Source organism: Azospirillum doebereinerae, from assembly GCF_003989665.1.
Taxonomy (GTDB): domain Bacteria; phylum Pseudomonadota; class Alphaproteobacteria; order Azospirillales; family Azospirillaceae; genus Azospirillum; species Azospirillum doebereinerae.
The window spans coordinates 37,445-62,411 of record NZ_RZIJ01000006.1; the positions used below are offsets into that span (position 1 = coordinate 37,445).

At 68.9% G+C, this 24,967-nt stretch carries 23 protein-coding genes; 17 read left to right on the forward strand and 6 right to left on the reverse strand.

From position 1 onward, the window contains the following. Nucleotides 1-8 precede the first annotated feature (8 nt). The 3 genes from EJ913_RS09625 to EJ913_RS09635 all read right to left on the reverse strand — a co-directional run bounded on the left by EJ913_RS09625 (nt 9) and on the right by EJ913_RS09635 (nt 3,044). A complete protein-coding gene (locus tag EJ913_RS09625) occupies nt 9-443 on the reverse strand; it encodes a winged helix-turn-helix domain-containing protein (RefSeq protein WP_126997182.1) in 435 nt (144 codons plus the stop codon). Continuing rightward, complete coding sequence (locus EJ913_RS09630) at nt 440-1,615, reverse strand: PLP-dependent cysteine synthase family protein (RefSeq protein WP_126997184.1); 1,176 nt, start codon at nt 1,613-1,615, stop codon at nt 440-442. The genes EJ913_RS09625 and EJ913_RS09630 overlap by 4 nt, the downstream gene beginning before the upstream one ends. An 82-nt stretch (nt 1,616-1,697) precedes the next feature. Continuing rightward, the gene (locus EJ913_RS09635) at nt 1,698-3,044 is read right to left on the reverse strand and encodes an ABC1 kinase family protein (RefSeq protein WP_126997186.1); all 1,347 of its coding nucleotides are present in this window, start codon (nt 3,042-3,044) and stop codon (nt 1,698-1,700) included. A gap of 544 nt (nt 3,045-3,588) precedes the next feature. Between EJ913_RS09635 and EJ913_RS09640 the strand changes: the two genes are divergently transcribed. The 5 genes from EJ913_RS09640 (at nt 3,589) to guaB (ending at nt 9,756) form a co-directional block, all read left to right on the forward strand. Next, nucleotides 3,589-4,830 carry a CynX/NimT family MFS transporter gene (locus EJ913_RS09640; protein ID WP_126997188.1) on the forward strand — a complete coding sequence of 414 codons (1,242 nt, stop codon included), beginning with the start codon at nt 3,589-3,591 and terminating at the stop codon, nt 4,828-4,830. Nucleotides 4,831-5,081: 251 nt separating this feature from the next. Beyond that, entirely contained in the window at nt 5,082-6,287 is a 1,206-nt protein-coding gene (locus EJ913_RS09645; protein WP_244939304.1) for an ABC transporter substrate-binding protein, read from the forward strand. Between the two features lie 98 nt (nt 6,288-6,385). After that, a complete protein-coding gene (locus EJ913_RS09650) occupies nt 6,386-7,408 on the forward strand; it encodes a Ppx/GppA phosphatase family protein (RefSeq protein ID WP_126997190.1) in 1,023 nt (340 codons plus the stop codon). 40 nt (nt 7,409-7,448) lie between these two features. Beyond that, nucleotides 7,449-8,156, forward strand: coding sequence for an RlmE family RNA methyltransferase (locus EJ913_RS09655; RefSeq protein WP_126997192.1), 708 nt, complete (start codon nt 7,449-7,451; stop codon nt 8,154-8,156). A gap of 121 nt (nt 8,157-8,277) precedes the next feature. After that, nucleotides 8,278-9,756: an IMP dehydrogenase gene (gene guaB / locus EJ913_RS09660; protein WP_126997194.1), complete on the forward strand. Its 1,479-nt coding sequence runs from the start codon at nt 8,278-8,280 to the stop codon at nt 9,754-9,756. A gap of 194 nt (nt 9,757-9,950) precedes the next feature. Here guaB and EJ913_RS09665 read toward each other — a convergent pair whose 3' ends face one another. The 3 genes from EJ913_RS09665 to EJ913_RS09675 all read right to left on the reverse strand — a co-directional run bounded on the left by EJ913_RS09665 (nt 9,951) and on the right by EJ913_RS09675 (nt 11,904). Then, nucleotides 9,951-10,139: a 4-oxalocrotonate tautomerase gene (locus EJ913_RS09665; RefSeq protein ID WP_126997196.1), complete on the reverse strand. Its 189-nt coding sequence runs from the start codon at nt 10,137-10,139 to the stop codon at nt 9,951-9,953. A 27-nt stretch (nt 10,140-10,166) separates the two neighbouring features. Then, nucleotides 10,167-10,670, reverse strand: a complete 504-nt coding sequence (locus EJ913_RS09670; protein ID WP_126997198.1) for a CinA family protein — start codon at nt 10,668-10,670, stop codon at nt 10,167-10,169. A gap of 76 nt (nt 10,671-10,746) precedes the next feature. Further along, the gene (locus EJ913_RS09675; protein WP_126997200.1) at nt 10,747-11,904 is read right to left on the reverse strand and encodes a bifunctional 2-C-methyl-D-erythritol 4-phosphate cytidylyltransferase/2-C-methyl-D-erythritol 2,4-cyclodiphosphate synthase; all 1,158 of its coding nucleotides are present in this window, start codon (nt 11,902-11,904) and stop codon (nt 10,747-10,749) included. Between the two features lie 157 nt (nt 11,905-12,061). Here EJ913_RS09675 and EJ913_RS09680 point away from each other — a divergent pair, with 157 nt between their 5' ends. The 12 genes from EJ913_RS09680 to EJ913_RS09735 all read left to right on the forward strand — a co-directional run bounded on the left by EJ913_RS09680 (nt 12,062) and on the right by EJ913_RS09735 (nt 24,943). After that, nucleotides 12,062-12,892, forward strand: a complete 831-nt coding sequence (locus EJ913_RS09680; RefSeq protein ID WP_126997206.1) for a cytochrome C assembly family protein — start codon at nt 12,062-12,064, stop codon at nt 12,890-12,892. Nucleotides 12,893-13,032: 140 nt separating this feature from the next. Further along, a complete protein-coding gene (dusB, locus tag EJ913_RS09685) occupies nt 13,033-14,019 on the forward strand; it encodes a tRNA dihydrouridine synthase DusB (RefSeq protein ID WP_126997208.1) in 987 nt (328 codons plus the stop codon). Further along, nucleotides 14,019-15,200, forward strand: coding sequence for a two-component system sensor histidine kinase NtrB (locus EJ913_RS09690; protein WP_126997210.1), 1,182 nt, complete (start codon nt 14,019-14,021; stop codon nt 15,198-15,200). Before dusB ends, EJ913_RS09690 begins: the two co-directional genes overlap by 1 nt. Continuing rightward, a complete protein-coding gene (ntrC, locus tag EJ913_RS09695) occupies nt 15,200-16,645 on the forward strand; it encodes a nitrogen regulation protein NR(I) (RefSeq protein ID WP_126997212.1) in 1,446 nt (481 codons plus the stop codon). The genes EJ913_RS09690 and ntrC overlap by 1 nt, the downstream gene beginning before the upstream one ends. Nucleotides 16,646-16,825: 180 nt before the next feature. After that, on the forward strand, nt 16,826-19,126 hold the full coding sequence (locus EJ913_RS09700; RefSeq protein WP_126997214.1) for a sensor histidine kinase NtrY-like: 2,301 nt from the start codon (nt 16,826-16,828) through the stop codon (nt 19,124-19,126). Next, entirely contained in the window at nt 19,116-20,516 is a 1,401-nt protein-coding gene (gene ntrX / locus EJ913_RS09705) for a nitrogen assimilation response regulator NtrX (RefSeq protein WP_126997216.1), read from the forward strand. The genes EJ913_RS09700 and ntrX overlap by 11 nt, the downstream gene beginning before the upstream one ends. 154 nt (nt 20,517-20,670) lie before the next feature. Next, nucleotides 20,671-21,387 (forward strand): HAD family hydrolase, encoded by a 717-nt coding sequence (locus tag EJ913_RS09710; RefSeq protein WP_126997218.1) that lies wholly within the window; start codon nt 20,671-20,673, stop codon nt 21,385-21,387. 60 nt (nt 21,388-21,447) lie between these two features. Then, a complete protein-coding gene (gene hfq, locus EJ913_RS09715) occupies nt 21,448-21,696 on the forward strand; it encodes an RNA chaperone Hfq (RefSeq protein ID WP_012974114.1) in 249 nt (82 codons plus the stop codon). 4 nt (nt 21,697-21,700) lie between these two features. Next, nucleotides 21,701-23,014, forward strand: a complete 1,314-nt coding sequence (gene hflX / locus EJ913_RS09720; protein WP_274389906.1) for a GTPase HflX — start codon at nt 21,701-21,703, stop codon at nt 23,012-23,014. A 153-nt stretch (nt 23,015-23,167) separates the two neighbouring features. Further along, nucleotides 23,168-23,479 (forward strand): hypothetical protein, encoded by a 312-nt coding sequence (locus EJ913_RS09725; RefSeq protein ID WP_126997220.1) that lies wholly within the window; start codon nt 23,168-23,170, stop codon nt 23,477-23,479. Between the two features lie 67 nt (nt 23,480-23,546). Next, nucleotides 23,547-24,119, forward strand: coding sequence for a hypothetical protein (locus EJ913_RS09730; protein ID WP_185909735.1), 573 nt, complete (start codon nt 23,547-23,549; stop codon nt 24,117-24,119). Then, nucleotides 24,116-24,943, forward strand: coding sequence for an inositol monophosphatase family protein (locus tag EJ913_RS09735; RefSeq protein WP_244939305.1), 828 nt, complete (start codon nt 24,116-24,118; stop codon nt 24,941-24,943). Before EJ913_RS09730 ends, EJ913_RS09735 begins: the two co-directional genes overlap by 4 nt. The last annotated feature ends 24 nt before the right edge of the window (nt 24,944-24,967 follow it).

Here is a 24,967-nt window from a genome sequence, read left to right on the forward strand (position 1 = left end):
GGGCGGGGCTAGCGGGCCTCGCCCTGTTCCTCTGGCTTGCATCCCGCCTGCAGGCCCGGATCGTTGGCGAAGCTGCCGTCGTCCACCGCCTTGTCGGCGCCGTAGTCCGGGTTGACGGTGGCCTGGAGCGCCGCCAGACGGTGGGCGGTGGCAACACGCGCCTCGCGTTCCACCGCGCGGTAATGGTCGATCACCTGTTCGCCGAACGCGGTCAGGACGGTGCCGCCGCCGTGCTTGCCGCCGACCGCCGCGCTGACGACCGGCTCGCGGAAGATGCGGTTGAGGTCGTCCACCAGCAGCCACGCCCGCCGGTAGGACATGCCGATCGCCCGCCCGGCGGCGGAGATCGACCCGGTCTCTCGAATCCGTTCCAGCAGCATGATCTTGCCGGGGCCGATGGAGCCGCCGGGTTCGAAATCGATGCGGATCCGCATGCGGGTCATGGCGTCGCTCCCAGTGTGCCCGGATGCTGGAGGCCCGGATGGTCGGCGGTCTCCAGCCCCTCGTCGCTCCACGAGCCGGTGCGAAAGAAGCCGTCGATCCGCGCGATCCACGGGTCGATGTCCAGCCCGGCGGCGTCCACCCAGGCGCGGTCGAAATAGGTCCCGGCGTAGCGCTCCCCCGGATCGCACAGCAGGGTGGCGACGCTGCCCCGGCGCCCGTCGCGCGTCATCCCGGCGATCAACTGGAGGCAGCCGACGAGGTTGGTCCCGGTGGACCCGCCGCAGGACCGCCCCATCCGCTCGCGCAGAACCCAGATCGCGGCGACGCTGGCGGCATCCGGCACCTTGATCATGCGGTCGATCACGCCGGGCTGGAAGGACGGCTCCACCGTCGGCCGCCCGATCCCCTCGATGCCGGACCCGCGCGGCGCGGTGGCGTTGGGGTTGGCGTCGCGAAAGCCGGGGAAGAAGGCGGAGTGCTCAGGATCGGCGACGCAGATCCGCGTCGGCAGGCGGCGGTAGCGCACGTAGCGCCCCATGGTGGCCGAGGTGCCGCCGGTGCCTGCCCCGCAGACGATCCAGTCGGGGACCGGGTGCGGCTCCTGCGCCAATTGTTCGAAGATCGACTGGGCGATGTTGTTGTTGCCGCGCCAGTCGGTGGCGCGCTCGGCGTGGGTGAACTGGTCCATGAAATGGCCGCCGCAGTCGTGCGCCAGCCGCCGCGCCTCGGCGCAGACCTCCGACGCGCGTTCCACCATGTGGCAGCGGCCGCCGTAGAACTCGATCTGCGCGATCTTGGCGGGCGAGGTGCCGCGCGGCACCACCGCCACGAAGGGCAGGTCGAGGAGCTGGGCGAAATACGCTTCCGACACGGCGGTGGAGCCCGACGACGCCTCGATCACCGTGGTGCCTTCGCGGACCCAGCCGTTGCACAGCGCGTAGAGGAAGAGCGAGCGTGCCAGCCGGTGCTTGAGGCTGCCGGTCGGGTGGGTCGATTCGTCCTTCAGGTACAGCGTGACGCCGGGCGCTCCGGGGATCGGCAGGCGCAGCAGATGGGTGTCGGCGGAGCGGTTCACGTCCGCTTCGATGCGCCGCAACGCCTCGTCGAGCCAGCCGCGCGGAGCCGGGGTGGGGGCGGTTGCGTGAACCGGGGCGGGGGAGGGGGTGGTCATGGAGTGCCGTCCAGGAAAGCCGGTTCCTTCCATAGCGCGGATTGTTGTGAAATGCACCCCATCCCGCTCAGATCGGCCCCGCTCAGGCGGGTGGCGACAGCCCCTGCGCGGCGAGCGCGGCGGCTTGTCGCGCGGTCAGCGCGTCCACGTCGAAGTCGCGGATCAGCCCCTGGAACAGCTGGTACCAGTTCACCTCCGCCTTCAGGTGCAGGAAGACCGAGCCCAGCCCGACGGCGGCGCGGTCCATGAAGACGAACTCGCGCGGGACCTCGACGCCGCCGACGCGGCGCAGCTCGGCGTGGACCTTCGCGGCGGTCTCGCGGCCGTAATGGCCGGCGTTGGTCTCCTCGATGCGGCGGCTGCGGTCGTCCATGATCGGGGCGTAGACGAATCGCGCCCAGATGTTCAGCACGTCGACTACTTCCTTGGACGGGTTGCCGAACCCCCAGACCCGGTAGGCCTCCACGGCGGCGTCGTGGTCGTCGGTTCGCAGCGCATTGTAGAGGTCGATCACCCCCTTGACGAAGCGCGGCGGGAAGATGCGGACGCAGCCGAAATCCAGCAGGTTGATCGACCGGTCGGGCCGGACCGAGTAGTTGCCCAGATGCGGGTCGCCGTGGATGATCCCGTAATTGTAGAAGGGCACGTACCACGCCCGGAACATGTTCATCGCCAACTCGTCGCGGGACTCCGGATGCTCGGCGACGAACTCCAGGATCTTGCGGCCGTCCACCCATTCCATGGTCAGCAGGCGGCGGGCGGACAGGTCGCCGACGATCTCGGGGATGTGGACGCCCGGCGTGTCGGCCAGCATCGCGCGGTAGAGCCGGGCGTGCTTGGCCTCGCGTTCGTAATCCAGCTCCTCGCGCAGCCGGGCGCCGATTTCCGCCTGGATCTGGCGGGTCGAGATGGCGCTGTCGGTGCGCTCGAAGATCGCAAAGATCAGGCCGAGCTGCCGCAGGTCGGCCTCCACCGCCGAGGCCATGTCGGGGTACTGGAGCTTGCAGGCCAGCCGCCGCCCGTCCAGCCCGACCGCCCGGTGGACCTGACCCAGCGAGGCGGCGGCGGCGGCCGTGTGCTCGAAGGTCTGGAAACGGGATTGCCAGTCGGGGCCGAGTTCGCTCGCCATCCGCCGCTTGACGAAGGGCCAGCCCATCGACGGTGCGTCGGCCTGGAGCTGCGCCAGTTCCTGCACATACTCGCGGGGCAGGGCGTCGGGGATGGTGGAGAGCAACTGCGCCACCTTCATCAGCGGCCCCTTCAGCCCGCCCAGCGCGGCGCGCAGTTCGGCCGCGTGCTTGTCGCGCTGAACGGGGATCCCCAGCACGCGCTCCCCGGCAAGGCGCGCGGCGAGGCCGCCCATGGCGGTTCCGACCCGCGCGTAGCGCGCGATCCGGCCACCCAATCGGTTCTCATCGTTGTTTTGCATGGGCAGAACGTGGTGCGCGGAGGGCAAAAGGCCAGCCCACCTCGGGGTGCCGATTTTTGCCTCACGGTCGTGTGACAGACGCTTGACAGCCCTCCCGATCAGGTGCAGGCTTCCTCTTACAGTAATCGTGGTTGAGGTGACTGACACGGCTTCCAAGTCTACCGCTAAGCTCAAGCACTCGTGCTTGGGTCCAAAGTCGATACCGAAGCAAGGGAGGGTGAGTAAGATCATGACTCCACCGGCGCTTACTTGAGCATGCCGATCTGTTCGGCCCAATCAGTTCAAAGTTTATTCGCCTGACGGCGACCAACATGTGGGTTGTTTATACCCGCAATGAAAACCCCCGCCCCTTGTGCGGGGGTTTTCTTTTTGCCGAAACGTCGTCCAGGCTTCCGCATCCCCGTCACCATTCGCCCATCCTTTTTCGTTCCGGTCCGTCCACGCATGACGGCTGCGCGTTCGCGCGCCGGTCGAACGACTTGACCAAAAATACGGCGGATGCTCGATTGTGCGCCAATTCCACAGCTTTTCTCAGGTCGTTTTCATGAGCATCGACAGCGCCTCCGACACCTCCGCCGTGGCCGCCACGGCCAGCCGTCCGGCGCAGCGGGTGGACAGCGTCCCTCTGCGCCATCCGTTGCTGGCCGTCGTCGGGCTCGTGCTGGTGGCGCTGAACCTGCGGCCGGCGCTGTCGAGCTTGGCACCGGTCATGGGCGACGTGGTGCGCGACACCGGCATGTCGTCGGGGCAGGCCGGGCTGCTGACCACCTCGCCGGTTCTGTGCCTGGGGCTGTTCGGGGTGATCGCCCCGCGTCTGGCGCAGCGCTTCGGCGCGGAGCGGGTGATCCTCATCGTGCTGCTGATGCTGGGGGCGGGCGTCGCCCTGCGCGGAATCGGGACTTTCCCCGCGCTGTTCGCCGGGGCGACCCTGGCGGGGGCGGGGATCGGCATCATCGGCGTGCTGCTGCCGCCGCTGGTCAAGCGCGACTTTCCCAAGAAGGTCAGCCTGATGATGGGCGTCTACACCATGGCGCTCTGCGCCGGGGCGGCGGCGGCCGCCGGGCTGACCGCGCCGCTGGAGCGGGCGCTCGGCGGGCAATGGACCGGGGCGCTGGCCTTCTGGAGCCTGCCGGCGCTGCTGGCGGCGCTGGCTTGGCTGATCCAACTGCGCGGACGGCACAGCGGCGTCGGGCAGGCCCACGCGCCCGTGCGCGGGCTGTGGACGAACCCGCTGGCGTGGCAGATCACCCTGTTCATGGGGCTGCAATCGGCGCTGGCCTACATCGTGCTGGGCTGGATGGCGCCGATGCTGCGCGACCGGGGCCTCGATCCGGTCATGGCGGGGGCGGTGGTCTCCGCGTCGGTGATGACGCAGGTGCTGGCGGCGCTGGTCTCCCCGATGCTGGCGACGCGCACGCCCAGCCAGAGCCTCGCCGGAGCGGCGACGCTCGGGTGCAGCCTCGTCGGCATGATCGGCTGCCTCTACGCGCCGGTCGGCACGATCTGGCTGTGGGCGGTGATCCTCGGGATCGGGCAGGGGGGCGCCTTCGCCGTCGCGCTGACGCTGATCGTGCTGCGCTCGTCGGACAGCCGGGTGGCCGCGCAACTGTCGGGCATGACGCAGAGCGTCGGCTACACGTTGGCCTCGGCCGGTCCCTTCGCGGTCGGCATCCTGCACGGCTGGAGCGGCGACTGGCACGCCTCGGCCGCTCTCTTCGCCGTGGTGGCGGTGGCGGCCGGCGTCTTCGGCATCCTCGCCGGGCGGCCCCGGCAAATCCACGGGTAGGAAGCAGGGAGAGTCGTGTGGAGGTGCGGCCACGGTTGCGGCCACGGTTGCCCCCACCCTTACCTCCCCCGCTGGGCGGGGGAGGGGACTGCCGCCGAACGCCGAGAAGCATCCCGTCCGAGACTCCCTCGACACGGATAAAGTTTCATACGATACTGTTTGCATCGACCAACAATTTCGACTGTCCATCAGGACGGCCGGTCCCACGTTGGCGCAGGCAAATCGTTGAAGAGAAATCCGGGGAGGATCGATTGATCGTTTCGATGCGGCCGTTGGCCTTTGCGGCGGCTCTGCTCGCCACCACCGCCGCTTATGCGCAGACCGCCAAGCCGGTCAAGATCGGCGTTCTGGCGGACGAGGCCGGTTTCGCCTCGGACATCGGCGGCAAGGGCGCCACGCTGGCGACCCGGATGGCGGTGGAGGATTTCGGCGGCACGGTGCTGAACCGGCCCATCGAGATTCTGTCCGCCGACATGCAGAACAAGCCGGACGTCGCCTCCAACATCGCCCGGCAGTGGTTCGACGTGGACGGCGTCGACATGGTGACGGACATCCCCGTCTCCTCCGTGGCGCTGGCGGTGCAGGCGGTCGCGCGCGAGAAGAAGAAGGTGCTGATGATCAGCGCCGCGACGACGACCGAACTGACCAACGCCCAATGCTCGCCCTACACCATCCATTGGGCCGACGACACGGCGTCGCTGTCGGTCGGCGCCACCAAGGCGGTGGTGCAGGCCGGCGGCACCTCCTGGTACTTCATCACCGCCGATTTCGCCTTCGGCACGGCGATGGAAAAGGCGGCGAGCGACGCCATCAAACAGGCCGGCGGCACCGTGCTGGGCAGCGTCAAGCACCCCATCGGCACCAGCGATTTCGGCTCCTACCTGCTGAGTGCGCAGGGCAGCGGGGCCAAGGTGGTGGCGCTCGCCAATGTCGGGGCCGACACCATCGGCGCCATCAAGCAGGCCGGCGAGTTCGGCCTGATCGCCGGCGGGCAGCGCATGGTCGGCTACATCGTCTTCATCACCGACGTGCATTCGCTGGGGCTGGAACTGGCCAAGGGCCTCTACGTGACGGAGGGCTTCTACTGGGACCAGAACGACCAGACCCGCGCCTGGTCCAAGCGCTTCTTCGAGCGCCACGGCAAGATGCCCAGCAAGGAGCAGGCGAACACCTATCTGGCGACGCTGCACTGGCTGAAGGCGGTGAAGGCCGCCGGCACCACCGACTCGGAGCCGGTGACCGCCGCGATGAAGGCGATGCCGACCGACTATTTCGGCGTGCCCGGCAGCGTCCGCAAGGACGGCCGCGTGCTCTACGATCTGGCGCTCTATCAGGTGAAGTCTCCGGCGGAAAGCAAGGCGCCGTGGGACTATTACACTCAAGTTCGCGCCATCCCGGCCGCCGAGGCCTTCCTTCCCCTTGAGAAAAGCACCTGTCCCTTCGTGACCGCCAAGTAAGCGTCGCGGTCCGCTCTGTGGGAATTCCGGGAAGAGGGGTTCCCGCCGGACCGTAAACCGGGTTACACTCCGCTCTTTAACCGCGGCGGGGAGAGTTCGTGGATCTTCAGGTGCAAAGCGAGCGGCAGAACGACACCGGACGGTTGCGTTCGTCGGCGCTGGCGCGCCCGGTCTTCGCCGCTCTCGACCTCGGGACCAACAATTGCCGCCTGCTGATCGCGAAGGCCGCCCCCGGCGGCTTTCGCGTCATCGACGCCTTTTCGCGCATCGTCCGGCTCGGCGAGGGGTTGAGCCGCCAGGACCGCCTGTCCGATCTGGCGATGGAGCGCACCATCGCGGCGCTGCGCGTCTGCGGCTCCAAGATCGAGCGGCGCGGCGTGACCGCCGCCCGCGCCGTCGGCACCGAGGCCTGCCGCCGCGCCGTCAACTGCGGCGAGTTCGTCGACACGGTGGAGCGCGAGACCGGCATTTCCCTGGAGATCATCTCCAGCCAGGAGGAGGGGCGGCTGGCGCTGGCCGGCTGCGCCTCGCTGCTGGAGGGGCAATCCCCTTACGCGCTGGTCTTCGACATCGGCGGCGGCTCGACCGAGTTGATGTGGCTGGAACTGGTGCCGGGGGGAGCGCCGCGCATCCTCGACCAGATCTCCATCCGCTGCGGCGTTATCGGCCTGACCGAGGAGTTCGGCGGGCCGGAGGTCACGCCCGCCATGTACGCCCGGATGGTCGAGGCGGTGGCCGACGCCATCGCCCCCTTCGAGGCGCGCAACCGCATCCAGCGCCGCGTCGCCGCCGGGCAGGTCCAGATGCTGGGCACGTCGGGCACGGTGACGACGCTGGCCGGCGTGCATCTGGGGCTGTGCCGCTACGACCGCCGGGCGGTGGACGGCAGCTATCTGCGCATCGACCACGCCCGCACGGTGATCGAACACCTCGTCGGGCTGGACTTCGACGGCCGCGCGCGGCATCCCTGCATCGGCTACGACCGCGCCGATCTGGTGGTCGCCGGCTGCGCCGTGCTGGAGGCGCTCTGCGACGTCTGGCCGGTGGAGCGGCTGCGCATCGCCGACCGTGGCCTGCGCGAGGGAATACTGGTGGACCTGATCGGGTCGGCCGGGGAATGACCGGCCGGACGGCCGGGTGATCTGAAGGTGTTGAAGCATCATGGTTGAGAAGAGTTCGTCGTCGCGTCCGGGCGGGCGTCAGGCCACGGTCCGCGTGAAGACCGCCGGCAAGCGCACGGAATCCTCCAAGCGCTGGCTGGAGCGGCACCTGAACGACCCCTATGTGGCCGAGGCCACCAAGCGCGGCTACCGCTCGCGCGCCGCCTTCAAGCTGCTGCAACTGGACGAGAAGTTCCACCTGCTGGCGCCGGGCAAGCGCGTGGTCGATCTCGGCGCGGCGCCGGGCGGCTGGACGCAGATCGCGGTGGAAAAGGTGCAGTGCGCCAAAGAGGGCTGGAAGGTCGTCGGGCTGGACATCCTGCCGATGGATTCGGTGCCCGGCGCCACCATCATGCAGCAGGATTTCCTGGAGGAGGGCGCGTCGGCCCGCTTGAAGGAGGCGCTTGGCGGCCCGGCCGATCTGGTGCTGAGCGACATGGCGGCGCCGACCACCGGCCACCAGCAGACCGACCACCTGCGCATCGCGGCGCTGGCCGAGGCCGCCTACGACTACGCCGAGGAGGTGCTGGCGCCGGGCGGGGCCTTCGTCGCCAAGCTGTTCCAGGGCGGGGCCGAGCGCGACCTGCTCGACCGGCTGAAACGCGACTTCGCGGTGGTCAAGCACGCCAAGCCGCCGGCCAGCCGGGCGGAATCGTCGGAGACCTACGTGGTCGCCACCGGGTTCCGGGGTGGCAACGCCAACGATTGACCTCACGGATAGTCTGCGGCGATTTCACGCCTTTGCATGACAGATGCTGTGTGCGCACGGGTTCACAAGCCCATTCTCTTGTGTATAGTGCGCCACGTTTTTTTTCCGGGAGATCCACACCATGGCGCGCGACACCAAAATCCGCGAGGCCCTGACCTTCGACGACGTGCTTCTGGTTCCGGCCGAAAGCTCCGTCCTGCCGAACGACGTGGACACCCGGACAAGGCTGACCAAGACCATCGAGCTGGGCATCCCGCTGATGTCGTCGGCGATGGACACGGTCACCGAGAGCCGCCTCGCGATCGCCATGGCCCAGGCCGGCGGCATCGGCGTCGTCCACCGCAACCTGACCATCGAACAGCAGGCCGAGGAGGTCCGCAAGGTCAAGCGCTACGAATCGGGCATGGTGGTCAACCCGATCACCATCACCCCCGACGCCACGCTGGCCGACGCGCTGGCGCTGATGGACCACCACCGCATCTCCGGCATCCCGGTGGTCGAGAACCGCGACGCGCGCGGCAGCGGCAAGCTGGTCGGCATGCTGACCAACCGCGACGTCCGCTTCGCCGACGACCCGCGCCAGCCGGTCCACGAGCTGATGACCAAGGAGCTGGTCACCGTGCGCGAGGGCGTCAGCCAGGACGAGGGCAAGCGCCTGCTCCACCAGCACCGCATCGAGAAGCTGCTGGTGGTGGACGAGGATTACCGCTGCATCGGCCTGCTGACCGTCAAGGACATCGAGAAGGCGCAGGCCTACCCGAACGCCTGCAAGGACGGCAAGGGCCGCCTGCGCGTCGCCGCCGCCACCGGCACCGGCAACGACGGGCTGGCGCGGGCCGAGGCGCTGTTCGACGCGGGCGTCGACGTGCTGGTGGTCGACACCGCGCACGGCCATTCGCTGAAGGTGCTGGACCAGGTGCGGGCCGCCCGCGCGCTGTCCAACTACACCCAGATCATCGCCGGCAACGTGGCGACGGCCGAGGGCGCCAAGGCGCTGATCGACGCCGGCGCCGACGCGGTCAAGGTCGGCATCGGTCCGGGTTCGATCTGCACCACCCGCATCATCGCCGGCGTCGGCGTGCCGCAGCTCACCGCCGTCATGGACGTGGTGGAAGAGTGCGAGAAGCACGGGATTCCGGTGATCGCCGACGGTGGCATCAAGTTCTCGGGCGATCTGGCCAAGGCCATCGCCGGCGGCGCCAGCGCCGCCATGCTGGGCAGCCTGTTCGCCGGCACCGACGAGAGCCCCGGCGAGGTCATCCTGTTCCAGGGCCGTTCGTACAAGAGCTACCGTGGCATGGGCTCGGTCGGCGCGATGGCGCGCGGCTCGGCGGATCGCTACTTCCAGCAGGAAGTGTCGACGATGAAGCTGGTGCCGGAAGGCGTCGAGGGCCGCGTTCCCTACAAGGGCCCGATGTCCACGGTGATCCACCAGCTGGTCGGCGGCCTGCGCGCCGCGATGGGCTACACCGGCAGCGCGTCGATCGCCGCGATGCGCGAGAAGTGCCAGTTCGTCCGCATCACCAACGCCGGTCTGCGCGAAAGCCACGTCCACGACGTGACCATCACCAACGAGTCGCCGAACTACCGGCAGGGCTGATCGCCGGTACTCAGCGTCGCTTCTGCAAAGCTGCTGGCTTTTGCCCTTCTCCCCTTGTGGGAGAAGGGTTGGGATGAGGGGTTATTTCGCCGAAGGCGAAAAGGATTTGCGCACCCCTCACCCCAACCCACGAAGCCTTACAATCGCCTCTGGCGCTTTCCGGCTTCGTCCCGCAAGGGGAGAGGGGCCGTTCCTCAATCCTTGTCCGACCACAGCACCCCGCCGCTGGCCCAGTCGCTCTTCTTCACGTCCTGGAAGATGATCTCCACCGCCGAGGGCGAGCAGCCGAGCACCGACACGGTGGCCTCGGTCAGCGCCTTGGCGTAGGCGCGCTTCTGCTCGGGGGTGCGGCCTTCGAAAAGCTGGATGTTCAGGGTCGGCATCGTGGTCGTTCCTCCTGATGTTTTGATTCAACGGATGCTGGTGGTGGGCCGGGCGGTGCGCAGCCGTTCCAGCGCCGCCTGCACGGTCGCCATCCGCACCGCGTCGCGGTCGCCGGGGAAGGTGTATTCCTTGGCCTTGGCCGAGCCGCCGCGCACGGCCGTCGCGATGTAGACCCGGCCGACCGGCTTCTCGGCCGAGCCGCCGCCCGGACCGGCGACCCCCGTCACCGCCACCGTCACGTCGGCGCGCGAGCGCGCCAGCGCGCCGACCGCCATGGCGACGGCGACCTCCGGGCTGACGGCGCCATGGGCGTGCAGCAGGCTGGCCGGGACCCGCAGCATCTCGGTCTTGGCGATGTTGGTGTAGGTGACGAAGCCGCGATCCACCACCTTGGACGAGCCGGCGATGTCGGTCAGCGCCCCGGCGATCAGGCCGCCGGTGCAGGATTCCGCCGTCGCCACCATGTAGCCGGCCAGCCCGTATTCGGCCAGCGTCTGGGCGGCGAGGTCGCGGATGGTGTCGGAGAACATCGGCTCGGTCTCTCCCGGAAGGTCGCGCGTGCGGTGCCGGATTGTAACCCGGCCACCGTTTGTCCTGAAAGCCGGCTTATCCCGGAAGCCGGATGGTCGCGACCGCCTGGGCGGCGATGCCCTCGCCCCGGCCGGTGAAGCCCAGCCGTTCCGTCGTCGTCGCCTTCACGCTGACGCGGTCGGGCGCGATGCCGAGGATCTCGGCGATGCGGGCGGCCATCGCCTCGCGGTGCGGCCCGACCTTGGGGCGTTCGCAGATGATGGTGACGTCGGTGTGGGCGATCACCCCGCCGCGTTCGGCGACCAGGCCGGCGGCGTGGCGCAGGAACGTGGCGCTGTCGGCGCCGCGCCATTGCGGGTCGCTGGGCGGGAAGTGGCTGCCGATGTCGCCGGCCGCCAGCGCGCCCAAAATGGCGTCGGTCAGCGCGTGCAGGCCGACGTCGGCGTCGGAATGCCCCTCCAAGCCGTGGCTGTGCGGCACCCGCAGCCCGCAGAGCGTCACGAAATCGCCCTCGGTGAAGCGGTGGACATCGAACCCGGTCCCGGTCCGGACGTCGCCCAGCGTGGACAGGACGGCGCGCGTGGCGCGGGTGAGGTCGTCGGGGGTCGTCACCTTGAAATTCTCCTCGTTCGCGGGCACCAAGGCGACCGCCAGCCCGGCCCGCTCGGCGACCGCCGCGTCGTCGGTCAACGCCAGCCCGGCGGCGGAGCGGTGCGCCGCCAGGATCTCGGGAAAGCGGAAGCCCTGCGGGGTCTGCGCCCGCCACAGGGACTCGCGGTCGACCGTGGCGGCGACCGTGCCGTCCCGGCCGCGTTTCAGCGTGTCGGCCACCGGGACGGCGGCGATGGCGCCCGGCGTGCCGTCCAGCGCCGCGACCACCGCCGCGATCGTCGCCGCGTCGATCAGCGGGCGGGCGGCGTCGTGGATCAGCACGCGCCCGCAGCCGCCCCGGGCGGCCAGCGCCTCCAGCCCGTTGCGCACCGAGTCCTGGCGGGTCGCGCCGCCCGTCACCGGCTCCGGCAGGTCGAGCCCGGCGACGGCCGCGTCGTACAGGTCGCGCCACGCCGGATCGATCACCACTTGGACCCCGGTCACCAGCGGATGCCGCAGGAACGCCTCCACCGTACGGCGCAGGATGGGCTTTCCGGCGAGATCGAGATATTGTTTGGGGCGTTCGGCCCCGAAACGCTGGCCGGTGCCTCCGGCGACGATCAGGGCTATGCAGGTGGTCATGGCGTGAACCGTAAAGGGATGCGTCAAGGACACTTGACGGAAGCGCGCCGGAGCCTAGCCTGTCGCCGTGGTTCCGCCAAGACCCGCGACCCGGCCTTTCCTGCCCCGCGCAGGAGGCCGGGCGCCGGCAGCGGGAAACGGGAGTACACTCGCCTTCATGTCGCAGAATTTTCTTTTGAGCCTTACGGCGCTGCTGTCGCTGTTGCCGGCATCGGTCTATCCCTACCGCCGCATGGGCGGGCAGGGGACGGACGGGCGGACGCGGGCCTTCTGGGGCGCCCTGCTGCTCGCCGCCGCCGGTCCCGGCATGTGGGCGATTCTCCAGGTCGCCGGGCAGTGGCAGACCGGCTTCTCCACCGCGCTGTGGGTGACGGTCGCCGCCTGCATGGCGCTGTTCCTGGGATTCAGCGCGCTGCACCGGACGGCGTGGCGGCTGGCGCCGTTGCTGCTGCCCTATCTGCTGGCGGTCGGGGCGCTGGCGACCCTGACCGAGGACGCGCGCGCCCCGGTGCTGCGCGGCGGCGCGCCGGGGATCTGGATCGACCTCCACATCGCCATCTCGGTCTTCACCTATGCCCTGCTGACGCTGAGCGCGGTGGCCTCGCTCGCCGCCTTTCTTCAGGAGCGCGCGCTGAAGACCAAGACGCCGACGCCGCTGACCCGCTTCCTGCCCCCGGTGGCGGAGAGCGAGCGTTTGCAGGTCGCCTTGCTGGTCGCGTCGGAGGTGGTGCTGGGCGCCGGCTTGGCGACCGGCATGGCGGTGCTGCATTTCGAGCAGGGCTTGGCTTTCCGCGTCGATCACAAGACTCTGCTGTCGCTGGCGACCTTCGTGGTGGTGGGTGTGCTGCTGATCGCGCAGTTCCGGGTCGGCATGCGCGGGCGCACGGCGGCACGGCTGGTGCTGATTGCCTATCTGCTGCTCACGCTCGCCTATCCCGGCGTGAAATTCGTCTCCAACGTTCTGGTTGGCAACCCGGGTTGGACCTGATCGCTTCGCGTGTGCATCCCTTCAAATCGTGCTGAACCCGAGCGATTCGGCCTTCGCGCTTGCACATTGGCGCATCGCCGTGGTAAGCTGCACAAAATCTCATCACATTGACTGTTTGCCCATCGCATGGGCAGGTGCGAATGACCATAAAAATTGGTTCGATCACGCTCGCCGGCCCGGTGATTCTGGCGCCCATGTCGGGCGTCACCGATCTGCCGTTCCGCCGCCTGGTGAAGCGCGCCGGCTGCGGCCTCGTGGTGTCGGAGATGGTCGCCAGCACGGCGATGGTCCGCGAGAACCGCCAGACCCTGCGCATGGTACAGACGGAACCCGAAGAATTCCCGATGGCCGTCCAGCTCGCCGGCTGCGAGTCCGCCGTGATGGCCGAGGCCGCGAAGCTGAACGAGGATCGCGGCGCCGCCCTCGTCGACATCAACTTCGGCTGCCCGGTGAAGAAAGTGGTGAACGGCCACGCCGGCTCCGCCCTGATGCGGGACGAGATCCACGCGGCGCGCATCCTGGAGGCCACCGTCAAGGCGGTGGGCATCCCGGTGACGCTGAAGATGCGCACCGGCTGGGACGAGACCAACCGCAACGCCCCGACCCTGGCGCGGATCGCGCAGGAGTGCGGCATCCGGATGGTGACGGTCCACGGCCGCACCCGGAACCAGTTCTACACCGGCTCCGCCGACTGGAGCTTCGTCCGCAGCGTGAAGGAGTCGGTGTCGATCCCGGTGGTCGTCAACGGCGACATCACGAGCCTCGAGGACGTGGACCGCGCGCTGGCCGAATCCGGCGCCGACGGCGTGATGATCGGGCGCGGCGCCTACGGGCGCCCCTGGTTTCCGTCGCAGGTCATGCACCACCTCGCCACCGGCGAGCGGCTGCCCGACCCGTCGCTGGAAGAGCAGCGCGACACGCTGCTGGAGCATTTCGACAGCATGCTGACCCATTATGGCGCCGATGGCGGCCTGCGCGTCGCGCGCAAGCACGTCTCCTGGTACTCGACCGGCCTGCGCGGCTCGAACGAGTTCCGCCAGGAGGTGAACCGGATGGGCGACCCCGACGCGGTGCGCCGTCACATCCGGGCGTTCTACGACCCGGCAATCGAAAGGATGGCCGCCTGATGGATTCCGTGCCCACCGCCACCCCGCCGCGTGGCCGATCCCGGTCCTCCGGAGCCGCCCGGCTGCCCAAGGTCGACGCCTCCATGGTGCTCAACGGGCTGCCCGACCCGGTCCTGGTGGTGGACGGGGGCGGCGAGATCCGCTTCGTCAACGCGGAAGCGCAGGAGTTCTTCGACCTGTCCTCCAGCGCCATGGAAGGCATGCCGCTGACCGAGCTTCTGCCGCCCGACAGCCCGGTGATGGGGCTGATCGAGCAGGTGCGGCGCGGCAGCCGCCGGGTCTCGCAGGAGGGCGTGATCATCGACACGCCGCGCATCGGCCCGCACCACGTGACGGTGCAGGTCGCCGGCATGGGCGATCCGGCCGACCACATGCTGCTGACGATCCACGAGCGCTCCATCGCCCGCAAGATCGACAAGTCCCTGACCCACCGCCACGCCGCGCGCTCGGTCACCGCGATGGCGGCGATGCTGGCGCATGAGGTCAAGAACCCGCTGTCGGGCATCCGGGGCGCCGCCCAGCTTCTGGAGGAGAACGCCCACGAGCAGGACCGGGTGCTGACCCGGCTGATCTGCGACGAGGCCGACCGCATCGTCGCGCTGGTCAACCGGATGGAGGTGTTCTCCGACGAGCGCCCGCTGGAGCGCAGCGACGTGAACATCCACACGGTGCTGGAGCATGTCCGCAACGTGGCCCAGAGCGGGTTTGCCCGAAAAATACGCTTTATCGAGCGCTACGACCCGTCTCTGCCTGCGGTTTACGGCAATCGCGACCAACTTGTGCAGGTTTTCCTGAACCTGATTAAAAATGCGGCAGAAGCTGCCCCCGAAAAGGGCGGCGAGATCACGCTGACCACCGCCTACCAGCACGGCGTCCGCATGGCGCTGCCGGGCGGGGACACCCGCCTGCATCTGCCGTTGCAGGTCTCCGTCCAAGATAACGGCGACGGCATTCCCGAAGACTTGCAGACGAACCTGTTCGACCCGTTCGTGACCAGCAAGGTGAACGGGACTGGCCTTGGTCTTGCATTGGTGGCGAAACTCATCGGCGACCATGGCGGAACCATCGAGTTCGACAGCCAGCCGCGCCGAACCGTCTTCAAGGTGTCGCTGCCCATGTATGATGAATCGCAGAACTCTCAGAACATTGTGCGGGCCAAAGGCGGTCGGGGAACTCGTTGATGACGGCGGCGACCATTCTGATTGCGGATGACGATCGCGCCATCCGCACCGTGCTTACCCAAGCCCTCGCCCGCCTCGGCCACGAGGTCCGCACCACCGGGAACGCCGCCACGCTGTGGCGCTGGGTGGCGGACGGGCAGGGCGATCTGGTCATCACCGACGTGGTGATGCCCGACGAGAACGGCCTGGACCTGATCCCGCGCATCAAGAAGCTGCGCCCCGAGATGCGCGTCATCGTGATGAGCGCGCAGAACACGCTGATCACCGCCGTCAAGGCGGCGGAGCGCGGCGCCTTCGAGTATCTGCCCAAGCCCTTCGACCTGAAGGAACTGGTGTCGGTCGTCGAGCGTGCGCTGAACGCCAACAAGGCCCCGGTCCATGTCGCGAACGGCGACGCCGACAGCGAGGAGCAGCTTCCGCTGATCGGCCGCTCGCCGGCCATGCAGGAAATCTACCGGGTGCTCGCCCGCCTGATGGGCACCGACCTGACGGTGATGATCACCGGCGAGTCCGGCACCGGCAAGGAGCTGGTGGCGCGCGCGCTGCACGACTACGGCAAGCGGCGCAACGGCGCCTTCGTCGCCATCAACATGGCCGCCATCCCGCGCGAACTGATCGAGTCCGAGCTGTTCGGCCACGAAAAGGGCGCCTTCACCGGCGCCACCAACCGGTCAACCGGGCGGTTCGAGCAGGCCCAGGGCGGCACCCTGTTCCTCGACGAGATCGGCGACATGCCGCTGGAGGCGCAGACCCGCCTGCTGCGCGTGCTCCAGGAGGGGGAATACACCACCGTCGGCGGCCGCACCCCGATCAAGACCGACGTGCGGATCATCGCGGCGACCCACCGGGATCTGCGCACGCTGATCCGCCAGGGGCTGTTCCGCGAGGATTTGTTCTACCGCCTGTGCGTCGTGCCGATCCGCCTGCCGCCGCTGCGCGAGCGGACCGAGGACATCCCGCTGCTGGTCCGACATTTCCTGAATCACGGCATCAGCCAGGGGCTTCCGGCCAAGAGCATCGACCAGGGCGCCATGGACCGGCTCAAGCGCTACCGCTGGCCCGGCAACGTGCGCGAGCTGGAGAATCTCGTCCAGCGTCTGGCCGCGCTCTATTCGCAGGAGGTCATCAGTCTGGACGTGGTGGAGGCCGAACTGGCCGACGCCACCCCGGCCGTCCAACAGGTCGAGGAGCCGCAGAGCGAGGGGCTGTCGTCCGCCGTCGAGCGGCACCTGAAGGACTACTTCGCCGCCCACAAGGACGGCATGCCGTCGAACGGTCTCTACGACCGGGTGCTGCGGGAGATCGAACGCCCGCTGATCTCGCTCAGCCTGTCGGCGACGCGCGGGAACCAGATCAAGGCGGCGCAGCTGCTCGGCCTCAACCGCAACACCCTGCGCAAGAAGATCCGCGACCTCGACATCCAGGTGATGCGCGGCATCAAATAGACGGTCCTCGAATCCCCGCGCGGAAACCACAGCGGGGCCGTGCTTTTTTTGTGACAGGCCAGCCAACCCTCGCCAATCGTCAAGGGCAGGCCGGCTGGCCTGTCCGAAAGGCAGAGCGGTTGCCGCTTGGCAGTGCGGCAACAGAGGTGTATCTTTCCGGCAACAGATAAGCGCCGGATCATGTCGTCAGCCACCGAAACCTCCACACCCCTGTGGCAACAGTTCCTCCGTTGGTCGGCCCGAGTCGGGCTGACCAAGCGGCTGGCCTTCGCCCTGTCGCTGGCGGCGCTGGCCGCCGGTTTCGCGACCTACGCCGCGATGACGGAAAGCGCGCCCTTCGGCCAGTCGAACCCGCGCACGGTGACGCTGCTGCTGACGCTCGATCTCGCGTTGCTGCTGACGCTGGGCGTGCTGATCTCGCGGCGCATCGTCGGCATCTGGATCGGGCGGCGGCGCGGGCTGGCGGGGTCGCGGCTGCACACGCGGCTGGTGCTGGTGTTCAGCCTGCTGGCGGTGGCCCCGGCCATCATCATGGCGGTCTTCTCCACCGTGTTCTTCTACGTCGGCGTCCAGAGCTGGTTCAGCGACCGGGTGCGCACGGCGGTCAACGAATCCCTGGCGGTCGCCAGCGCCTACCTGCACGAGCACCAGCAGAACATCCGCGCCGACGCGCTGGCGATGGCGAACGACCTGTCGCAGGAAACCCGGCTGACCAGCGAGCGTTTCGAGCAGATCGTCAACACCCAGGCGATGCTGCGCGCCCTGTCCGAGGCCATCGTCTTCAACGGGACCACCGGCGCCATCATGGCGCGGTCCGGCTACACCTTCACCCTCGAATTCGACCCGATCCCGGACGACAAGCTGCAGACCGCCCGCCGTGGCGAAGTCGCGCTGATCATCAGCGAGAACGACGACCGCGTGCGCGCCCTGGTCAGCCTGGACCGGATGACCGACACCTTCCTCTACGTCGGCCGCATGGTGGAACCGCGCGTGCTGTCGCACATGGCGTCGGCCGAGGGCGCGGTGAAGGAATACGCCGCCCTGGAGAACCAGCGCGGCAGCCTGCAGATCACCTTCACGCTGATCTTCCTGGTGGTGGCGCTGCTGCTGCTGCTGGCGGCGGTGTGGGCCGGGCTGAACTTCGCGACGCGGCTGGCGCGTCCCATCAGCGCGCTGATCGGCGCCGCCGAGCGGGTGCGGGCCGGCGACCTGACGGTCCGCGTGTCGGAGCCGCCGGGCGAGGACGAGTTCGTCCTGCTGTCGCGCGCCTTCAACCGCATGACCACCGAGATCGAGGGCCAGCGGCGCGAGCTTCTGTCCACCAACCGGTTGCTCGACGAGCGGCGGCGCTTCACCGAGACGGTGCTGTCGGGCGTGTCGGCCGGCGTGCTGGGGCTGGACGCCGACGGTTTCATCAACCTGCCGAACCTGTCGGCGGCGCGGCTGCTGGGCGTCGACGATCCCGACACGCTGATCGGCCGCTCGCTGGCCGATCTGTCGCCGGAGATGGCCGAGCTGCTGGAGAACGCGCCCAAGCGGCCGGGCCGGGTGGTGCAGGACCAGATCCAGATCCGCCGGCCGGGCAAGACCACCCTGACCCTGCTGGTCCGCATCGCGGCGGAAGGGCGGGGCGGCGAGGTGCGCGGTTTCGTCGTGACCTTCGACGACATCACCGAGCTGGCGTCGGCCCAGCGCAAGGCCGCCTGGGCCGACGTGGCCCGCCGCATCGCCCACGAGATCAAGAACCCGCTGACGCCGATCCAGCTCTCCGCCGAGCGCCTGCGCCGGAAGTACCTGAAGGAGATCACCAGCGACACCGAGGTCTTCACCATGTGCACGGACACAATCGTCCGGCAGGTGGACGACATCCGGCGCATGGTGGACGAGTTCTCGGCCTTCGCGCGCATGCCGCAGCCGGTGATGAAGCCCTGCAACGTCAACGATCTGGTCCGGCAGGCGGTGTTCCTGCAATCCAGCGCGCATGCGGGCAAGATCCGTTACGAGCCGAAACTGCCGTCCGGCCCGCTGACGATCGCCTGCGACAGCCGGCAGATTTCGCAAGCCCTGACCAACCTGTTGCAGAACGCCGCCGACGCCATCGAGGGGCGGCCAACCCCGGCCGACGGATCGGAACTGCCGCCGGGCGAGATCGCCATCGCAGTGACGGGCGACGCCGACGCGGTGACCGTCACCGTCGAGGACAACGGCAAGGGCCTGCCGACCGACGAGCAGCGCGACCGGTTGACCGAACCCTATGTGACGACGCGGGCCAAGGGCACCGGCCTCGGGCTCGCCATCGTCAAGAAGATCATGGAGGACCATGGCGGCGTGTTGACCCTGGAGGACCGCGAAGGCGGCGGCGGGGCGCGCGTGACCTTGGTGATTCCGCACCCCATTGCGGCCGCGGCGGATGCCGGCGGGCGCGACGACAGGCCGGCGGAGACCGGCGGAGAGACGAGGCAGGCAGCCCATGGCGCATGACATTCTGGTCGTCGACGACGAAGCCGACATCCGGATGCTGATCACCGGCATCCTGAACGACGAAGGCATCAAGACCCGCGAGGCGGCGGACGCCGATCAGGCCTTCGCGCAGGTCGCGGCGCGGCGGCCCAGCCTGGTCGTGCTCGACATCTGGCTCCAGGGCAGCCGGCTGGACGGGTTGCAGATCCTCGAACAGTTGATGCGCGACCACGCCAACCTGCCGGTCATCATGATCTCGGGCCACGGCAACATCGAGACCGCCGTCCAGGCGATCAAGGTCGGCGCCTACGACTTCATCGAGAAGCCCTTCAAGTCCGACCGCCTGCTGCTGATGGTCGAGCGCGCCATCGAGGCGTCGCGGCTGAAGCGCGAGAACCAGGAGCTGAAGCTGCGCGCCGGCGGCGACGCCGAGCTGATCGGCCGCTCCTCCTCGGTCAACCAGGTGCGCCAGAGCATCGAGAAGGTCGCCCCCACCGGCAGCCGCGTGCTGATCACCGGCCCGGCCGGCTCCGGCAAGGAGGTGGTGGCCCGGCTGATCCACGCCCGCTCGCGGCGCAACACCGGCCCCTTCGTCGGGCTGAACTGCGCCACCATGCGGCCGGAACGGCTGGAGATGGAGCTGTTCGGCACCGAGGCCGGGATCGACGGCATGGGCCGCAAGATCGGCACCTTCGAGCAGGCCCATGGCGGCACCCTGCTGCTCGACGAGGTCGCCGACATGCCGCTGGAGACCCAGGGCAAGATCGTCCGGGCGCTGCAGGAACAGGTGTTCGAGCGGGTCGGCGGCGGCCAGCGGGTCGAGGTGGACGTCCGCGTGATCGCCACCTCCAACCGCGACCTGCAATCGGAGATCGAGCAGGGGCGTTTCCGTCAGGACCTGTTCTATCGCTTGTCGGTGGTGCCGATCCGCGTGCCGTCGCTCGCCGAGCGGCGCGAGGACATCCCGTTCCTGGCCCGCCACTTCATGCAGCGCTCGGCCGAGGCGTCGGGCCTGCCGATCCGCGAGTTCGGCGAGGACGCGATGGCGGCGCTCCAGGCCTACGACTGGCCGGGCAACGTGCGCCAGCTGCGCAACGTGGTGGACTGGCTGCTGATCATGGCGCAGGGCGACCCGAAGGAGCCGATCCGCGCCGACACCCTGCCGCCGGAGATCGGCGCCATCACCCCCACCGTCCTGAAATGGGACAAGGGCGGCGAGATCATGGGCCTGCCGCTGCGCGAGGCGCGCGAGGTGTTCGAGCGCGAGTATCTGCTGGCCCAGGTGACCCGCTTCGGCGGCAACATCTCCCGCACCGCGTCCTTCGTCGGCATGGAGCGCTCGGCCCTGCACCGCAAGCTGAAGTCGCTGGGTGTCCACGGCAGCGAGAAGGGCAAGCTGTTCATCGAGTGATAAAGTAAAGCCCTTCTCCCCTTGTGGGAGAAGGGTTTGGGATGAGGGGTATTCCGCCGAAGGCGGAAAGGGTTGCGTACCCCTCACCCCAACCCCTCTCCCACAAGGGGAGAAGGGCTTTGAGGTATTGACTTGGCTTTCCCGGAGTTCCCCCGTGTCCGACACCCTCGCCCTGCCGCGCGCCGTCCTTTACGACTGGGACAACACGCTGGTGGACAACTGGGGCACCGTGCGCGCGGCGCTGAACCACGCGCTGGTGTCCTTCGACCTGCCTGCCTGGAGCGAGGAGGAGGCCCGCATCCGCATCAAGCAGTCGATGCGCGACAGCTTCCCCCGCATCTTCGGGGAGCGCTGGACCGAAGCCCGCGACCTCTTCTACGCCTATTTCGCCGAACACCACCTCGACCACCTCCGCCCGCTGCCGGGCGCCGAATCGCTGCTGAGGACCTTCGCCGAGCGCGGCATCTACCAAGCCGTCGTCTCCAACAAGACCGGCAAGTTCTTGCGCGCCGAGGCCGACGCGCTGGGCTGGACGCAATATTTCGGCAAGCTGGTCGGCTCGCAGGACGCCCCCTTCGACAAGCCGCACGGCGCGCCGGTGGCGATGGCGCTGGAACCGGCCGGGCTGCAACCCGGCCCGGACGTCTGGTTTTTGGGCGACGCCGACATCGACATGGAATGCGCCCATGGCGCGGGCATGGTTCCGGTGCTAATAGGGCTGGGCGAGGGGAGCGGTTTCGACCGGTTTCCCCCCGCCCACCGTCACGTCGATTGCGAAGCCTTGTGTGGCTTGGTTGGCGAGGGTGGTGATACCATATCCGTTCAAACGGTTGTCGAGACGGTTCGAATGCGCGCCAAATCAGCACCGTGAAGCGGGGAGCGGACCGCCTGCGAAGGGGTCCCAAGAACATTCAAGAAGGGGGCATCATAAATGTCTGAAAAAAGCCAGAACGTGCAGGACGTGTTTCTCAACCACGTCCGCAAGAACAAGACTCCCGTAACCGTCTTTCTCGTGAACGGCGTGAAACTTCAGGGCATCATCACTTGGTTCGACAACTTCTCGGTCCTTCTGCGCCGCGACGCGCATTCGCAGCTGGTCTACAAGCACGCGATCTCGACGGTCATGCCGGCGCATCCCATTCAACTCTTCGAGCCGCCCAAGGAAGGTGAAAGCGTCTGATCCCTTGACCAATGGAGACGGCGCGGCGCCGCTGGGCGCCGGCCGGGCCATCGTGGTCCACCCCGTCCTCCGCCAAGAGGCGGACGGGGCCAATCGTCCTCCCGAATCCCGTCTGGAGGAAGCGGTGGGGCTTGCCCTGGCGATCGAGCTGGAGGTCATCCACGCCGAATGCGTCAAGGTCAACCGCCCGCAGCCCTCGACCCTGCTCGGCTCCGGGACCGTGGAGCATCTGGCGGAACTGGTGGAGGAGCACGAGGCGAGCCTCGTCATCCTCGATCACGCCCTGTCGCCGGTGCAGCAGCGCAATCTGGAAAAGGGGCTGAAGGCCAAGGTCATCGACCGCACCGGCCTGATCCTGGAGATCTTCGGCGCCCGCGCCCGCACGCGGGAAGGCATGCTCCAGGTCGAGCTGGCCTCGCTGACCTACCAGAAATCGCGGCTGGTCCGTTCCTGGACCCACCTGGAACGCCAGCGCGGCGGCTTCGGCTTCCTCGGCGGCCCCGGCGAATCGCAGCTTGAGATGGACCGCCGTCTGATCGGCGACCGCATCATCAAGATCAAGAAGGAGCTGGACGAGGTCCGCCGCACCCGCGGCCTGCACCGCAAGGCGCGCGCCAAGGTGCCGTACCCGGTGGTGGCGCTGGTCGGCTACACCAACGCCGGAAAGTCCACCCTGTTCAACCGGCTGGCCAACGCCGACGTCTTCGCCAAGGACCTGCTGTTCGCCACGCTGGACCCGACCATGCGTCAGGTGACGCTGCCGTCGGGGCGCAAGGTGATCCTGTCGGACACGGTGGGCTTCATCTCCGACCTGCCGCACGGCCTCGTCGCCGCCTTCCGCGCCACGCTGGAGGAGGTCGACGCCGCCGACATCATCCTGCACGTCCGCGACATCGCCCACATCGACACCGACGCGCAGCGCGCCGACGTGCACGAGGTGCTGGGCGACATGGGGCTGGATCCCGACAGCGACGACCGCGTCATCGAGGTCCTCAACAAGATCGACGCGCTCGACGACGAGGCCCGCGCGGCGGTGCTGGTCCAGACCGCCCGCAACCCGCGCGCGGTGGCGGTGTCGGCCATCACCGGCGAGGGGTTCGACGCGCTCGACCGGCTGCTGGACGAGCGGATGAACGTCAACCGTCAGGTCGTCGACCTCACCGTCGACCTCGGCGACGGGGCGGCGCTGGCCTGGCTCTACGACAAGGGCGAGGTTCTGGACCGCCGCGACGACGAGGAGCAGGCCCACATCCACGTCTCGCTCGACCCCGCCGATCTGGCGCGGTTCGAGAGGCGGTTCCAGCAACCGCAGATGTGACACGGCGTCTGACCGAAAGGAAGGGGTGCGACGGGCCGGCTATGACCTGTTGCACCCCCCTCCCGGCTTAGGACCAAAGCGGCGTGGTGATTTCTTCCGTTGCCCACGATTATAGCAACGGAGCAAGGCGCTCCCCATCAGGAGGACTGCCCAATGCGACTTCAAACCGACCCGTCGTGCTTCTCGATCACGGCCTTCCTGGCCGATCAGGTTACCCTGGTCGCGCGCCACGAGGATTTGCCTCCCGGCGCCGCGCTGCTGCGCATCCACGACCTGTCGCGAAGCCCCGAGGGCCGCGCGCGCCTGCTGGGCATCATCGGCGATGCGGCCAAGCACGAGACCAACACGGACGAAGCCGCCAAGATCGCCGCCATTCATGCCGAGCTGTTGGCTTGGGGCTATGGCGACGCGCTGATCGACGACAAGACCCATGACAACGGGCGGACCCACCGCGCCGCCGCGTGACATGACGGATGACGGCGGGGGCGCCGCCGCGTCATAATGGCGTCCTCGTCACCGCCCCGGACCGTTCGTGCGCGCCTCCTTCGCCTTTCTGTCCCTGCTGGCCGCGCTGACGGCCCAACAAGCGATGGCGCAGCAACCGCCGCCGTCGCCGCTGCCGCCGGGCTATGTCGAGGAACCGGCGGAACCGCCCGAGGATCCCCTGCCGCCGCCGCCACGCGAGTTCCCCGTCGTGCCGGACGTGCCGCTCATCGCCGCGCCCGACGCGGCCGAACTGCTGAAAGCGTGCAAGGAGGCGGCCTTCACCGACTGCTTCCGCATGTGGCAACCGCCGCCGCCCCCTCCGCCTTTGCCGGAGCTGGAAACCGGAACGGCGCGGCTGTCGCCGCCCCCGCCCCCCGATCCGGCCGCCCCGCGCGACCCGGCCCTGGGCGGGCCGGTGAAGCCCCCGCCGCCGGATCAGGCGAAGGCCGCCGCGAGCGCCGCCGCCGACAAGGCGACCTTCGACGCGCTGGCCAAGGCGCTGAAGGACAGCGGGTTGGACGGCAAGGTGCTGCTGACCAACCCGTCGGCGGACGGCCCGACGCTGAGGCTCGATTCCCAGCCCAACAAGACACCCAACAAGACGAGGCCGAAGCCGTGACGCTGTTTGCCCAATCCGACGTCGCCCAGCTCGACATCGACCGGGTGTCCGACCTGATCCGCTCCGTCGCGAAGACGGAGATCCTGCCCTGGTTCCGCAACCTCGACGCCGCCGCCATCCGCGAGAAGACCGGGCCGCTCGACCTCGTCACCCTGGCCGACGAGGCGGCGGAGCGGGCGCTGACCCCGGCGCTGGCCGATCTGCTGCCCGGCAGCCGGGTGATCGGGGAGGAGGCCGCGTCGAACGACCCGCGCGTGCTCGACCGCATCCACGGCGACGAACCGGTGTGGATCATCGACCCGGTGGACGGCACGTTGAATTTCGCCCAGGGCCGCCCGCTCTTCGCGGTGATCGTCGCCCTGGCGCAGAGGGGCGAGACGCTGGCCGGCTGGATCCACGACCCCATCGACGGCCGCATGGCGACGGCGGTGAAGGGCGGGGGCGCTTGGCTGGATGGGCGGCGCGTGCGGGTCGCCGACGCGGTGCCGCTGCCGGAAATGGTCGGCGCGTTGTCCACCCGCTTCTGCGGCGACGCGATGGCGGCGCGGCTGGAGGAGCGCAGCCGGGGGCTTGGAGAGCGCGTCTGCCTGTCCAGCGCCGCGCAGGAGTATCTGCGCCTGCTGGAGGGGCGGGCGCATTACTCGCTCTATCACCGGTTGATGCCGTGGGACCACGCGGCCGGCGTTCTGCTGCACGCGGAGGCCGGCGGCCACGCGGCGCTGATCGACGGCACGCCCTACGGCCCGGCGGCGCTGAACGGCAGCCTGCTGCTGGCGCCCGATCCGGCCAGTTGGCGGGACCTGCACGGCCGCCTGTTCGGGTAGGGCAAGGGATGCCGTTGCGGTCGC

Coding starts and splice junctions, on each gene's coding strand:
- EJ913_RS09625 (WP_126997182.1), bottom strand. CDS start 443: ATGACCCGCATGCGGATCCGCATCGATTTCGAACCCGGCGGCTCCATC.
- EJ913_RS09630 (WP_126997184.1), bottom strand. CDS start 1,615: ATGACCACCCCCTCCCCCGCCCCGGTTCACGCAACCGCCCCCACCCCG.
- EJ913_RS09635 (WP_126997186.1), bottom strand. CDS start 3,044: ATGCAAAACAACGATGAGAACCGATTGGGTGGCCGGATCGCGCGCTAC.
- EJ913_RS09640 (WP_126997188.1), top strand. CDS start 3,589: ATGAGCATCGACAGCGCCTCCGACACCTCCGCCGTGGCCGCCACGGCC.
- EJ913_RS09655 (WP_126997192.1), top strand. CDS start 7,449: ATGGTTGAGAAGAGTTCGTCGTCGCGTCCGGGCGGGCGTCAGGCCACG.
- guaB (WP_126997194.1), top strand. CDS start 8,278: ATGGCGCGCGACACCAAAATCCGCGAGGCCCTGACCTTCGACGACGTG.
- EJ913_RS09665 (WP_126997196.1), bottom strand. CDS start 10,139: ATGCCGACCCTGAACATCCAGCTTTTCGAAGGCCGCACCCCCGAGCAG.
- EJ913_RS09670 (WP_126997198.1), bottom strand. CDS start 10,670: ATGTTCTCCGACACCATCCGCGACCTCGCCGCCCAGACGCTGGCCGAA.
- EJ913_RS09675 (WP_126997200.1), bottom strand. CDS start 11,904: ATGACCACCTGCATAGCCCTGATCGTCGCCGGAGGCACCGGCCAGCGT.
- EJ913_RS09680 (WP_126997206.1), top strand. CDS start 12,062: ATGTCGCAGAATTTTCTTTTGAGCCTTACGGCGCTGCTGTCGCTGTTG.
- dusB (WP_126997208.1), top strand. CDS start 13,033: ATGACCATAAAAATTGGTTCGATCACGCTCGCCGGCCCGGTGATTCTG.
- EJ913_RS09690 (WP_126997210.1), top strand. CDS start 14,019: ATGGATTCCGTGCCCACCGCCACCCCGCCGCGTGGCCGATCCCGGTCC.
- ntrC (WP_126997212.1), top strand. CDS start 15,200: ATGACGGCGGCGACCATTCTGATTGCGGATGACGATCGCGCCATCCGC.
- EJ913_RS09700 (WP_126997214.1), top strand. CDS start 16,826: ATGTCGTCAGCCACCGAAACCTCCACACCCCTGTGGCAACAGTTCCTC.
- ntrX (WP_126997216.1), top strand. CDS start 19,116: ATGGCGCATGACATTCTGGTCGTCGACGACGAAGCCGACATCCGGATG.
- hfq (WP_012974114.1), top strand. CDS start 21,448: ATGTCTGAAAAAAGCCAGAACGTGCAGGACGTGTTTCTCAACCACGTC.
- EJ913_RS09725 (WP_126997220.1), top strand. CDS start 23,168: ATGCGACTTCAAACCGACCCGTCGTGCTTCTCGATCACGGCCTTCCTG.